At 74.8% G+C, this 13,950-nt stretch carries 5 protein-coding genes; all 5 read right to left on the reverse strand.

Translation table 11 applies throughout. The features are described 5' to 3' along the window. Nucleotides 1-6: 6 nt before the first annotated feature. The 5 genes from ACQ614_RS32155 to ACQ614_RS32175 all read right to left on the reverse strand — a co-directional run bounded on the left by ACQ614_RS32155 (nt 7) and on the right by ACQ614_RS32175 (nt 13,944). The gene (locus tag ACQ614_RS32155; RefSeq protein WP_431682502.1) at nt 7-978 is read right to left on the reverse strand and encodes a TauD/TfdA family dioxygenase; all 972 of its coding nucleotides are present in this window, start codon (nt 976-978) and stop codon (nt 7-9) included. Nucleotides 979-1,062: 84 nt separating this feature from the next. Beyond that, nucleotides 1,063-7,857 carry an amino acid adenylation domain-containing protein gene (locus tag ACQ614_RS32160; RefSeq protein ID WP_431682503.1) on the reverse strand — a complete coding sequence of 2,265 codons (6,795 nt, stop codon included), beginning with the start codon at nt 7,855-7,857 and terminating at the stop codon, nt 1,063-1,065. 63 nt (nt 7,858-7,920) lie between these two features. Beyond that, a complete protein-coding gene (locus ACQ614_RS32165; protein WP_431682504.1) occupies nt 7,921-8,769 on the reverse strand; it encodes a condensation domain-containing protein in 849 nt (282 codons plus the stop codon). Further along, nucleotides 8,759-13,735 (reverse strand): amino acid adenylation domain-containing protein, encoded by a 4,977-nt coding sequence (locus ACQ614_RS32170; protein ID WP_431682505.1) that lies wholly within the window; start codon nt 13,733-13,735, stop codon nt 8,759-8,761. The genes ACQ614_RS32165 and ACQ614_RS32170 overlap by 11 nt, the downstream gene beginning before the upstream one ends. Further along, nucleotides 13,732-13,944 (reverse strand): MbtH family protein, encoded by a 213-nt coding sequence (locus tag ACQ614_RS32175; protein WP_431682507.1) that lies wholly within the window; start codon nt 13,942-13,944, stop codon nt 13,732-13,734. The genes ACQ614_RS32170 and ACQ614_RS32175 overlap by 4 nt, the downstream gene beginning before the upstream one ends. Nucleotides 13,945-13,950 lie beyond the last annotated feature (6 nt).

Genomic DNA, 13,950 nt, shown 5'->3' on the forward strand with positions numbered 1-13,950 from the left:
CTCCCATCAGTTCAGGACGTTGCCGTCGCCCGTCCGCAGTCCGCGGGTACGCCGGTGGTCGATGTGCACGAAGGCGCGCTGCAGCCAGCGGTCCCGGCCGTCGTAGCGCGGCACGAAGGCCGAGCGGCCGTGCAGGGTGACCCGGTTGTCCACCACCACCAGGTCGCCCGCGCCGAGGACCAGGTCCGTCTGCACGGCCTCGACGGCCTGCCGCAGCTCGGCCATCGCCGTGGCGGCCCCGGCGTCCAGCGGATGGGTGTTGGCGAAGTCGACGCGGATGTCCGGGTCCTCCGCGGCACCGCTCAGCACGGCGTGCACCGGGTCCCGGCCGGCCGCGAACGAGGGCGGCGGAGTGGAGCGGAACCGGGGCTCGGCGAGGACGCGCCGGTGCTCCGGCCCGACCAGCGGCAGGGCCTGGCGGATCGAGGCGACCCGCAGCCCCGCCCGGTCGTCGTGGTCGTTGCGCAGGCACAGCAGCGACACGAAGTCCGGCCGGTGGTCCAGGTGCACGTTCTCCACGTGCATCTGGAGCGGCTGCGAGCCCGCGTTGCTCTGCTCGAACTCCTGGCCGGGGACGGGCACCACGTTCTGCAGCAGCGCACCCGACTTCTCCTGCCGGAAGGCGATGATCTCGCCCAGCTGCAGCACGCACAGCGCCAGCAGGGTGGCCGAGGCGGTCGCGTTGCGCTCGACCGACCCGGCCTCGACCGGGGTCGGCCCCTCCGGCCTGACCGGGAGTCCGGCGATCCGCAGGCAGCCGCTCGGCCCGGGGTCGCTGCGGAAGCGGCGTAGCTCCTCCAGCACGCGGGCCGGCAGGCGGCAGGAGCGGTCGCGTGCGGCGGCCAGCCACGTCGGGTGGTCCACCAGCCGCGGTGGGACGTCGGAAAGGTGTTCGACGAGCCGCTCGACGTCCGCGCGTTCGGCCCCGTCCAGGACGAGAGCGCCCGGTTCGGCATGGATGTCCAGACTTACAGCCACTGTCTTTCTGCCCTCTCTTGGTCTGCTTGAGCAAGGCGGGCCGGCGGTGGGGCAGTTCCCTCCGCCGGCCCGGTGGGCGGCGCGTCAGGCCGAGGGCCTTCTGCCCAGGTACCCGGTGAGGTGCATGTAGCGGTGGATGCCGTTCATCCACGCGAGGTCGCGGTCGGCGCGGGCCGCCTGCCCGGTGATCCGGGCCACGGCCTCGGCCCCGGCGGCGCTGTTCACCGTGACGGCGAGGCCGCTGCCCGTCCGGAGGTCGACGGCGGCCATCGCCACCGTGCCCTTGGTCGACCCCGAGTGCCCGAACCAGCGGCCCTGGCGGTCCGTCATCATGCCGAGCCCGTAGTCGAAGTCCGCGTGGCCGGTGAGCATGGCGCGGGCCAGTCCGGTGCCGAGCACGCCCGGGCCCAGGCCGAGCGCCTCCGCCCGCACCGACAGCAGCAGCCGGGCGAGGTCCGCCGGCGTGGTCCACAGACCGCCGGCGGCCGCCTCCGGAGTGATCCGCAGGCCCCCGTCGAGCGGCCTGCCGTCCGCGTCGTGGCCCCACGCCACCGGCACCGGGGCGCGCTCGGGCAGGTCCTGGGCGAAGCTGCTGTCCGCGAGCCCGAGCGGGCCGAGGACGAGCCGCCGGGCCAGCTCTGCGAACGGCTCCCCGGTGAGGTCCGCCAGCACCTGCTGCAGCACCGAGAAGTTGGTGGCCGAGTAGCTGGTCAGCCCGGCGAACAGCGGGTCCACCCGCAGCGCCGGCCGCCCGGGCACCGCCGTCCCGTCCAGCACCGCGCCCAGGGCGGGCACCGGTTCGGCGGGGTGGAAGTCGGCGAAACCGGCGATCGGCAGCCCGGCACTGTGGCTGAGCAGCTGCCGCACCGTCACCCGGGCCGGCGCCCCGTGCACGTCCCGGATGCGCAGGGTGTGCAGGTACTCCGCCACGTCCGCGTCCAGGTCGAGCCGGCCCTCAGCCGCCAGGGCGAGGGCGACCGCGGCCGACGTCGGCTTGCTCATCGAGCCCACCTGGAAGACCGTCCGGTCGCCGACCGGGTCGGCCGCACCGGCCCGGACCACCCCGAGCTGCCAGGTGTCCACGACCTCCCCGCCGTCGACCACGGCGACGCCGACGCCGGGGATCGCACGGTCGGCCAGCAGCTCCCGCAGGCCGTCGTCCGGCCGCACCGCGAGCCTGCCCCGCCCCCGGCCGCGCACCGGCCGCGCCGTCCAGTCCCGGTCGCGCGCCGGCCCGTCCGACGCGGCGGCGTCGAGCGCCGCGGCCAGCTCCGCCACCGTCTGATGGCTCATCGCCATCCGCGGCGTCAGGTCCAGTCCGGTCAGCTTCGCCTGGGCGACCATCCGGACGACCGTGATCGAGTCGCCGCCGAGCCGGGTGAACTCGTCGTGCACACCGATCGCGTCGGTGCCCAGGACCTGGGCCCAGATCGCGGTCAGCACGATCTCCGTCGTGCTGCGCGGCGGCACGAACCCCTCCGCCTGCTCCGCCGACCCGGCCTCCTCCGGCGCCGGGAGCGCCTTCCGGTCGACCTTGTTCGCCGAACTCAGCGGCAGCTCGTCGAGCCGGACGAAGACCGCCGGCACCATGTACTCGGGCAGCGCCGAGGACAGGTGCGCCCGCAGCGCGGACGGCGCCGGGCACCCGCCCGGGGCCGCCACCACGTACGCCACCAGCCGCCGGACGCCCGGCACGTCCTCCCTGGCCGCCACCACGGCCTCCCCGACCTCCGGGTGGGTGAGCAGCACGGCCTCGATCTCGCCCAGCTCGACCCGGTAGCCGCGGATCTTGACCTGGTGGTCGATCCGGCCGAGGAACTCCAGCTCGCCGTCCGGGCGGCGGCGCGCCAGGTCGCCCGTCCGGTAGAACCGCGCCCCGGGGGCGGACGCGTACGGGTCGGGCAGGAAGCGCTCCGCGGTCAGCGCAGCCCGGCCCAGGTAGCCGCGGGCCACGCCGGCCCCGCCGATGTACAGCTCGCCGGCCACCCCGACCGGCGCGGGCTGGAGTTCGGCGTCCAGCACGTACATCCGGATGTTGGCGATCGGGTGCCCGATGGGCACCGGCACGGACGGGTCGAAGTCGTCCGGGACCTCGTGGACCGAGCAGCCCACCACCGTCTCGGTCGGACCGTACTCGTTGATGATGCGGGCGCCCGGGGCGGTCTTCCGCCAGGCCACCACCGTCTCCGGCTTCACCTCGTCGGCACCCACCACGAACGTCCGCACCGAGTCGACCGTCCCCTCGGGGCCGATCAGCGAGCGCAGCACGTCCAGGTGCGCCGGGGTGATCTTCAGCAGGCTGTAGTCGGCCCGGGCGCCGAGCAGCTCGGCGAGCGACTCGGGGCTCTGCTCCGGCGGGAGCATCGTCACGCTGCGCCCGCCGATCAGCGGCAGGAAGAAGTTCGGGACGGACAGGTCGAAGGCGACCGAGCCGAGCATGACCGCCCCGTCGGCGCCGTCCAGCCCGTAGCCGTCGACCGCCCAGAGCAGGTAGTTCACCAGCCCCTCGTGCGTGATCAGCACGCCCTTCGGCCGCCCGGTCGAGCCGGAGGTGTACAGGGTGTACACCAGGTTGGCCGGCGTCAGCTCCCGCTCCGGCGCGGTGGCCGGCGCGGCGGCTATCCGCCCCGCGTCGCCGTCCACGCACAGCACGGCCCCCTGGTACCCCGCGAAGCGCTCCCGCAGGGAGTCCTGGGTGACCAGCACGCCCGCCGCGGTGTCGCCGAGGATGAAGCCGGAGCGGTCCGCGGGGTGTGCGGGGTCGATCGGCACGTAGGCGCCGCCCGCCTTCGCCACGGCCAGCAGCGCCGTCAGGACCTCGGTGCCGCCCCGCAGGCAGACGGCGACGAAGCGCTCCGGGCCGACGCCGTGCTCCACCAGGACGTGCGCGAGGCGGTTGACCCGGGTGTCGAGCTCCCGGAAGGAGACCGTGGACCCGTCGGTGTCCACCACCGCGACCGCGTCCGGCGTGCGGCGGACCTGCGCCTCGAAGAGGTCGGGCAGCGTGACCGCCGGGTACTCGGCGTCCGTCCGGTTGGGCGCGAGCAGCACCAGTTCGCGCTCGCCCTCCGGCAGGTACGCGGCCGTCGCGTCGCCCTCCGGGTCGCGGACCATCGCCTCCAGCACCGCGCGGTACATCGCGCCCAGGCGCTCCCGGTTCTCCGAGGAGACGTCCTGCGGGCGGCTGATCAGCGCCAGCAGCCCGGGGTGCGAGGTCACCGACAGCCCGAACTCGTTCGGGCTGTCGTCGATGCTGGTCTCGACGTCGATGAGTTCGGTGTCGAGCACGTGGAAGTCGAGGTAGTTGAAGTACACGTCGGCGAGCCGCTGGCCGCCGGCGAACTCGCGCTGCATCTGGCCGAGCGGGAACCGGCGGTGCGGCCACAGGCCGATCTCCGTCTCGAAGACCTGCCGGACCAGCTCCGTCCAGGTGCGCGCACCCCGCCGGAACGGGAACGGCACGGTGTTGATGTACAGGCCGTACACCTTGTCGGCGCCGGCCACCTCGGGCCGGGTGTCGCAGACCAGGCCGCAGGAGAAGGCCTCCTCGCCGGTGAGCATGCTCATCACCTTCAGGTGCGCGGCGTGCATCACGCTCTTCAGCGGCACGTCCGCGCGGGCCGCCAGCGCGCCCAGCCCCTCCTGCAGGTCCGCGAAGCGGACGTAGGTCTGCTGGATCGAACCCGGCGGCTCGGTGGTCGAGCCCCAGGCGCCCGGCAGCGTGAACTTCGGGTGCGCCGCCACCGACGCCCGCCAGTGCTCGCGGGACGCCTCCGAGGCGAGCGCCCTCCGCTCCAGCGCCACGAAGTCCGCGAAGCGGACCTCCGGCAGGGGCTGCGGCTCGGGTGCCGACCCCGCCGCCAGCTCGCGGTAGCGGTCCAGCACCTCCATGATCATGGAGCTGAAGCTCCAGCCCTCCAGGATCGGGTGGAACTCGGTGAAGGTCAGCCACCAGCCGCCCCGGTGGCTGCGGGTGAAGAACCGCAGCAGCCCGGGCCGGTCGAGCTCGAACGGCCGGTCGCGCTCACGGGCCATCAGCGCCCGCAGCTCCGCCTCCTGCTCCTCCGCGGTGAGACCGGAGACGTCGACGCTGTCCACCGTGATCCGGGCGTCCGGGTGCACCAGCTGGATCGGCTCGGAGTACCCGTCGAGGTCGATCGAGGTGCGCAGGATCTCGTGGCGGTCCACCACGTGGTCCACCGCCGCCTGGAAGTCCGCCGCGGAGAAGGGCCTCGGGTCGCGGATGCGGAACGAGGTGACGTTGTGGTAGTTGCCCTCGGCGCCCGCCGCGTGCATCTCGAACAGCATGCCGAGCTGGACCTGGCTGAGCGGGTACGCATCGCGGACGCCCTCCGGGACGCGCCTGCGGTCGGCCTCGGCCAGCAGCTCGAACGGGGTGACCAGCGGCGCGTCCAGCCGCTCGGAGCTGCGCCCGCCGAGGGCGGCGGCGAGCCGGGCGACCGTGCGGTGCCGGAAGACGTCCCGGACGGCGACGTCGTAGCCGGCCGCCCGCAGCGCGCCGACCAGGGCCACCGCGCGGATGGAGTCGCCGCCCAGCTCGAAGAAGCTGTCGTGCGCGCCGACCGCCTCGGTGCCGAGGACGGTCCGCAGGTGCGCCGCGAGCTCGGCCTCGGTGCCCGGCCGCGGGGCGGTGAACTCGGTGGTGAGCCTGGCCCGGCGGCCCGGCGCGGGCAGCGCGCGGTGGTCGACCTTGCCGTTGCTGGTGAGCGGCAGCTCCTCCAGGTGGACGACCGCGGCGGGGACCATCCAGCCGGGCAGGCGCTCGGCCAGGAAGGCCGTCAGGTCGGCGTCCCGGTCGTCCGCCACCACGTAGGCGACCAGCTCGGTGCCGGACGGCCCGTCCGTCCGGCCGACGACCACCGAGGCCCGGACGGCCGGGTGCTCGTCGAGCACGTTCTGCACCTCGCCGGGCTCGACCCGGTAGCCGCGGATCTTGACCTGGGTGTCGCGCCGGCCGACGAACTCCATCTCGCCGCCGGGCAGCATCCGGGCGAGGTCGCCCGTCCGGTACAGGCGGCCGCCCGGGACGGCCGAGAACGGGTCCGGGACGAACTTCTCGGCGGTCTGCCCGGGCCGGCCGCGGTAGCCGCGGGCCACCCCGGTGCCGCCCACCCAGACCTCGCCGACCACGCCCGTCGCCACCGGCCGCAGGTTCTCGTCCAGCACATAGGCGGTGGTGTTGGGGATCGGGGCGCCGAGCGGGACGAGTTCGGTGCTGATCGGGCCGGGCACCTCCTGGCAGGAGTTGCCGATGGTGATCTCGGTCGGGCCGTACTCGGAGGCCAGGCGTGCGCCGTCCACCCTCCAGCGGTCGACCAGGGCGCTGGTGAAGCTGTCGCCCGCGGCGATCACCACGGCCGCCACCGAGCGGCGCTGCTCGGCGTCCAACTGGCCCGCCAGCACCTCCAGATGGCCGGGGGCCAGCTTGAGGAAGCTCAGCGGGCCGGCCGCCAGCAGCAGCCGGCCGAGGTCGGCGAGGTCGAACTCCGCGGGGAGCAGGGTGACCGGGCGGCCGAGCATCAGCCCCGTCCAGAGGTTCGGCACCACCAGGTCGAAGGCGACCGAGGAGAAGAGCGCGGTGCCGCCGGGCGCCTGCGCGTACGTCTCGGCGCTCCACAGCAGGTAGTTGGTGAGGCCGCGGTGGGTGGTCTCGACGCCCTTGGGGCGGCCGGTGGTGCCGGAGGTGTAGATGACGTAGGCCAGGCTGTCGGGGTCGACGGCCACGCCGGGGTCGGTGGCCGGGAGGTCGTCCAGGCGCACGGTGTCCACCACGACGGCCGTCCGGCCCGGGGCGTCCGGCAGTGCGCCGACCCGCGCCGAGCCGGTGAGGACCAGCCCCACGCCGGCGTCGGCGAGCACGTGGGCCGTCCGCTCGGCCGGGTGCGCGGGGTCGACCGGCACGTACGCGGCACCGGACTTGAGCACGGCGAGCAGCGCGACCACCAGGTCCGGGCTGCGGTCGAGGTGGACGCCGACCGTCGTCTCCGGACCGGCGCCGAGCGAGATCAGGTGCCGGGCGAGCCGGTTGGCCCGCTGCTCGAGTTCGCCGAAGGTCAGCCGGTGCCCGTCGGCGGCGACGAGGGCGACCGCGGCCGGGTCCTGGGCCGCGACGAGCGTGTGCACCGCATCCGGGCCGCGCTCCTCCGCGTTGTCGTTCGGGGCGGTGACGAACCGGTGCAGCTCGTCGGCGGTGAGGTACTCCAGGGCCGCGACCGGGGTGTCCGGTGCCTGCACCGCACTCGCCAGCAGCCGCAGGAAGTGCGCGGCGATCCGGTCGGCGGTGGCGGCGTCGAACAGCTCGGCCGAGTACTCCAGGACGGCCTCCAGCGGGCCGGCGGGAGCGTCGACGATCTGCAGGTTGAGGTCGAACTTGGCGGTGGTCCACGGGGTTTCGACGGCCTCGGTGCGCACCCCGGGCAGTTCGGGGCCGCTCGTGCCGGTGTTCTGGTAGCCGAACATGGCCTGCACCAGGGGGGTGCGGGACAGGTCGCGCTCCGGGTCGAGCTCGTTCACCAGCCACTCGAACGGCAGCTCCTGGTGGTCGAAGGCGTCGAGGACGGCGAGCCGGTTGTCCTGCAGCAGCCCGGCGAAGCCCTGCTGCCCGCTCCACCGCGCCCGCATCACCACGGTGTTGACGAAGAAGCCGATCAGGTCCTGCAGTTCGGGCCGCAGCCGGTTGCCCACCGGCACGCCGACCGCGATGTCGGTGCGCCCGGTGTACCGGCCGAGCAGGGCCTGGAAGGCGGTCAGCAGCACGGCGAACGGGGTGGTGCCGTGCTCCAGGGCGAGTGCGCGGACGGCGTCGGCCGTGACCTCGGGGACGGTGAACCGGCAGGCCCCGCCGGCGGGGCCGCGCACGTCCGGCCGGGGCCGGTCCGCGGGCAGTTCCAGCGGGGTGACCCCGGCCAGCCTGGAAGGCGGTCAGCAGCACGGCGAACGGGGTGGTGCCGTGCTCCAGGGCGAGTGCGCGGACGGCGTCGGCCGTGACCTCGGGGACGGTGAACCGGCAGGCCCCGAGGCGGGGCCGCGCACGTCCGGCCGGGGCCGGTCCGCGGGCAGTTCCAGCGGGGTGACCCCGGCCAGCCGGTCCGTCCAGTACGCGGTGGCGGCGGCCATCCGGCCGTCGTCGAAGCGCTGCCGCTGCCAGGCGGCGTACTCGGCGTACTGCACCGGCAGTTCGGGCAGCAGGGCGGGGCCCGCCCCGGTCTCCTCGCGGTAGAACGCGCTCAGCTCCGACCAGAACACCGACTCCGACCAGCCGTCGAAGGCGATGTGGTGGAACACCGCGACCAGCACGTGCCGGTCGGCGGCCAGGCGCAGCAGGTGGATGCGGGCGGCGGCGCCCTCCGCGAGCGGCAGCGGCCGGGCGGCGAGCCGTTCGGCCAGCTCCGCCGCCGCCTGCTCCGGGTCGTCGGCGGCACCCAGGTCGGTCAGTTCGAGCCGCGGGCCGTCGGGCGCGATCCACTGGACGGGCTCGCCGCCGGTCGACCGGTAGTGCGTCCGCAGGACCTGCTGCCGCCGGACGAGCCTGTCCCAGGCCCGGCCCAGCGCCGCCGCGTCGAGCGCGCCGGTGAGCCCAAGGACGATCGGCACCAGGTTGTCGGTCGCCGTCCCGTCGTACCGGTCCAGGAACCAGAGCCGGCGCTGACCGAAGGAGAGCGGCAGCTCGGCCGAGAGGTCGAGGCGGGGGACGGCCGCGCGGGACCGCCGGGCGCCCGCCAGCCGTTGCCGCAGCAGCAGCTGCCGGCGGTCGTCGATCTCAGTGCTCATCTCGGTCCTCTTCGTCCGATGTGGTCAGCCGGGTCAGCTCGGCGTCGGACATCTCGGCGATGTCCGCCCTGATCCGCTCCTCGACGAGCCGGGCGAGGCCGGCGACGGTGGGGTGCTCGAACACGCTCCGCAGCGCGAGCCTGACCCCGAAGTCGGCCTCGATCGCGGCGACGAGCCGGGAGGCGAGCACGGAGTCGCCGCCGAGCTGGAAGAACGTCCGGTGGAGGTCCGGCAGCACGTCGTAGCCGAGCAGTTCGCTCCAGAGCTCGGCCAGGCCCTCCTCGAGCTCGCCCAGGGGCCCGGTGCCGTGCTCCGCCGCCTCCTCCGGCGGGGCCGGCAGCGCCGCGTGGTCGACCTTCCCGTTGGCGTTCAGGGGGATGCGGTCGAGCAGCACCAGCGCGGCGGGCACCATCGGTGCCGGCAGCCGGCGGGCGCAGTGCTCCAGCAGCTCGGCGGGCACCGGTTCACGGCCGGCGGCGGGGACCACCCAGGCGACCAGGCGGCTGGTGGCGCCCTTGGTGTCGACGCGCACCAGCGCGTCCGCGACCTCGGGGCGCGCGGTGAGCACGCCGGTGATCTCGCCCGGTTCGATCCGGTGGCCGCGCAGCTTGATCTGGTCGTCCAGGCGCCCCAGGAACTCGACGTTGCCGTCGGGGAGCAGCCGGGCCCGGTCCCCGGTCCGGTACAGGCGCCGGCCGGGTTCGGCGGAGAACGGGTCGGGCACGAAGCTCGCCGCGGTGAGCCCCGGGCGGTTGCGGTAGCCGCGGGCCACTCCGGTGCCGCCGATGTGGAGTTCGCCGGGCACGCCGACCGGGCACGGGTTCCCGTGGCCGTCGAGCACCCACATGGTGGTGTTGGGGACGGGGGTGCCGATGGGCAGCACCTCGGGGTGGCTGCCGCCGGTGATCGGGTAGGTGGAGTTCGCCACCGAGATCTCGGTCGGGCCGTACTCGTTGAGCAGGCGCGGTCCGTCCGGCCCGGCCTTGGCGAGCCACCGCTCCAGCACCGGCGCCGGGAAGGAGTCGGCGCCGACGGCGAGCACGCCCGCCAGGCCGGCGGCCTGCTCGGCGGTGAGCTGGGCGCTCAGCAGGTCGAGGTGGCCGGGCGTCAGTTTGACGAAGGAGTACGGCGCACCCGCGGCCAGCAGCCGGCCCAGGTCGGACGGGTCGAACCGCGGCGGCAGCAGCCGGACGGGCTCGCCGGTGACCAGGGCGGTGTAGAGGTCCGGCACCACCATGTCGTACGCGGTGGACGAGAACAGCGGGGTGCCGCCGGGGCGCGAGCCCGCGTAGTCCTCGACCGTCCACATCAGGTAGTTGAGCAGGCCCCGGTGGTCGACCATGACGCCCTTGGGGCGGCCGGTCGAGCCGGAGGTGTAGATCACGTACGCCAGCGAGTCCAGGTCGGCGGGGGCGGCCTCGAAGGGTGGCCGGGTGGCGAGTCCGGCCTGCTCCCCGGGTGCGTCGAGCACCAGCGGCACCGCCGGCTGCAGCACGCCGGCCCGGGCGCGGTCGGTGATCACGCAGCGCGCGCCGGAGTCGGCCAGCATGTACCGGAGCCGGTCGGCGGGGAAGTCCGGGTCCAGCGGTACGTACGCCGCGCCGGCCTTCCACACCGCGAGGAAGGACACCACCAGGTCGGTGCCCCGGTCGAGGCAGACGCCGACGACCGACTCCGGCCCGACACCGAGGCCGCGCAGCCGCGAGGCGAGCCGGTCGCTCCGGTCGGCGAGTTCGGCGTAGCTCAGACCGCCCGCGTCGGAGAGCAGCGCCGGCGCGTCCGGGGTCTTCGCGGCCTGCACCGCGAACAGCTCGTGCACGGCGAGCTCCGGGCGGGCGGCGTCGGCACCGCGCCCCGCCGCCAGGACCGCCCGGTACTCGTCCGGGGGCAGCAGCGGCAGGTCGTGCAGCCGGGCCTGCGGGTCGGCGGCGACGCCCGCCAGGAGCTGCCGGAAGTGCCCGGCCAGCCGGCGCACGGTCTCCGCGTCGAACAGCGCGGTCGAGTACTCCAGTACGGCCAGGCAGGAGCGGTCGGGCTGGATCTGCACGACCAGGTTCAGGTCGGCCTTCGAGCCCGTCCAGGCGTCGAGCAGCATCCCGGTGTCGGTCCTGCCCCCGTCGACCGAGGTGACCCCGTCGTCGTGCAGGTCGAAGAGCACCTGGGCCAGCACGTTGCGGGACTGGTCCCGTTCCGGGGCCAGTTCGCGCACCAGGTGCGCGAACGGCACCTCCTGCGCCTCCTGGGCCTCCGAGACCGTCCGGCGCACCCGCTCCAGCAGTTCGGTGAACGCCGGGTCGCCCGTGGCGTCGCAGCGCATGACCACGGTGTTGAGGAAGCAGCCGAGCACCCCGGCGACCTCCTCGCGCAGCCGGCCGGCCAGCGGGGTGCCGATCGGGATGTCGCCCTGCCCGCAGTACCGGGCCAGCAGGGCGGCGTACGCGGCCAGCAGGGTGGCGTACGGCGTCGCCCCCCGCTGCCAGCCCGCCTCCAGCACCGGCCGCATGACGGCGGCGGGGATCTCGAACTCGAACGCGGCGCCGCGGGTGTCCCGGATCGGGGGCCGGGGCCGGTCGGTCGGCAGGTCGAGCGTCGGCAGGCCGGCCAGCTGCCGGCGCCAGTAGTCGAGCTGCTCGTCGAGGGCGCCGCCGTCGACCCGCTCGCGCTGCCACACCGCGAAGTCCGCGTACTGCACGGACATGTCCGGCAGCAGGGGTTCGCGGCGGTCCCTGCGGGCCGCGATCAGCTCGTCGAGCTCGCGCCGCAGCACGACCATCGACCAGCCGTCGGAGGCGATGTGGTGGAAGGTCAGCAGCAGGGCGTCGGTGCCGTCCGAGACCCGGGCCAGCATGGCCCGCCACACCGGTCCCTCGGCGAGGTCGAACCCGGCGGCGGTCTCGCGGGCCACCGCCGCGGGCAGCTCGGCCTCCGTCACCTCGACCACGGCCGGCCTGACCGGGCGGTCCTTGTCGACGACCTGGCAGAGGCTGCCGTTCACGGAGGTGTAGCGGGTGCGCAGGATCTCGTGCCGGGCGGCGAGGTCGCGCAGCGCGCCCTCGACGACCACGGTCGGGATGCCGTTCTCCGGCAGCCGGATCATGATCGGCATGGTGTACTCGCCGCTGCCCGGGTTCATCCGGTCCAGGACCCACAGGTCCTGCTGGGCGTAGGAGAGCGGCAGCGGCCGGTCCCGCGGCACCGGCTCGACCGCCGACACCGGCGCGGGGACACCGCCGATCAGCAGGCTCTGCTCCGCCGGGGTCGGCGCGCCGAAGAGCTCGCGCACCTGCAGCGGCCGGCCGGAGAGCTTGCGCAGCCGCATCGCCACCCGCAGCAGCAGCAGCGAGTAGCCGCCGAGCTGGAAGAAGTTGTCGTCCAGGCCGATCCGCCCGACGCCGAGGACCTCCTGCCAGATCTCGGTGACCTGGACCTCCTCGGGCGTGCGCGGCGCCCGGTACGGCGCCCGCCGGGGGTCGGCGTCGACCGTGAGGGCCGCCCGGTCGACCTTGCCGTTCGCGGTCAGCGGCAGCTCGTCGACCTGCTGGAAGACCGACGGCAGGTGCGAGTCGGGCAGGTGCGAGCGCAGGTGGCCGCGCAGCTCCTCGTGGCCGGCCGAGCCCTTCACGAAGGCGACCAGCTGCTGCCCGCCCACCCGGTCGGGCGCCACGGTGACGGCCGCCGCCTCCACCAGGGGGTGCGCGGTCAGCAGCGCCTCGATGCCCTCGGGCTCGATCCGCACACCGCTGAGCTTGATCTGGTTGTCGATCCGCCCGGCGAACTCCAGCTCGCCGCGCAGGTTGGTCCGGGCACGGTCGCCGGTCCGGTAGAGCCGGGCGCCGGGCGGGCCGTCCGGATCGGGCCGGAAGCGGTCCGCGGTCAGCCCCGGCGCACCGAGGTACCCGCGGCCCACGCACACCCCGCCGAGATGGATCTCGCCGCTCTCGGCGCGGTCGCCGTCCTCGTCGAGCAGGACGATCCGCACGTTGTCGATCGGCCCGCCCAGCGGCACCCCGCCCGGGCCCTGCGCCGGGTCGTACGGGTGGTCGGTGACGCCGATCGCGCACTCGGCCGGCCCGTACACGTTCCGCACCCGGACACCCAGCACGGACAGCGCCCTGGCGCACAGGTCGCCGGTCAGCATCTCGCCCGCCGAGGTGAGCCAGCGCAGGTCGGTGGCCCTGCCGGCCTCCGGCTGCTCGAGCAGCAACTGCAGCACCGAGGGGACGAGTTCCAGCGCGGTGATCCGCTCCTCGCGCAGCAGGCCGAGCAGCGCCACCGGGTCGCGCTCGACACCGTCCGGGGCGAGCACCAGGGTCGCGCCGCAGACCAGCGGGAGGAAGACCTGGAAGACCACCGGGTCGAAGCCGAGACCGGTCGCCGACAGCAGCCGGTCGCCGGGGCCGACCCCGTGCCGGCGGACCGCGTCCGCCAGCCGGTTCGCCAGGCCCGCATGGGTGTTGACCACACCCTTGGGCACACCCGTCGACCCCGAGGTGAAGGCCACGTACGCCGCGTTGTCGGCGTGCAGCTCCGCGGGCGCCGCGACGGGCGCACCGGGCGCCGGTGCCTCGTCGGGCCGCACCTGCGACCACGGGCCGGCGAGCGGCTCCTCGCAGACCAGCACCAGGGCGCGGGCGGTGGTGAGCATGCCGGTCCGGCGCTCCACCGGATGCTCCGGGTCGAGCAGCAGGAAGGCGCCGCCGGCGGTGGCCACGGCCAGCATGGCCACCACCAGCCGGACGGACCGCGGCAGCTGGATGCCGACCATCGCCTCCGGGCCCACCCCGAGTTCACTGAGCCGCGCTGCCAGGGCCCGCACCCTCTCGCTGGTCTCGCGGTAGCTCAGGGCCTCGGCCCCGTCGCCGACCGCCACGGCGTCCGGTGTCAGGGCGACCTGACGCCAGAACAGCTCGGGCAGCAGCAGCTCCGCGGTGTGCGGCACACCTGGCGTGGCGGCACGGACGGTCATGAGCCGACTTCCTGCGCCATGCGCAGACGGAGGCTCAGCGGACGCATGTCGGTCCAGATCTCCTCGATGTGCGCGAGGCAGACCTCACGGGTGCCGCTGACACCCTCACCCGTCCAGCCCGCGGGCAGGTCGCGGCCGGCCGGCCAGATGGAGTACTGGAGCTCGTGGTTGACCACGACCTGGTAGAGCGCGGAATTCGACTCGGACACGTCTGC

This window comes from Kitasatospora dryopteridis, assembly GCF_050749075.1.
Classification (GTDB): Bacteria; Actinomycetota; Actinomycetes; order Streptomycetales; family Streptomycetaceae; genus Kitasatospora.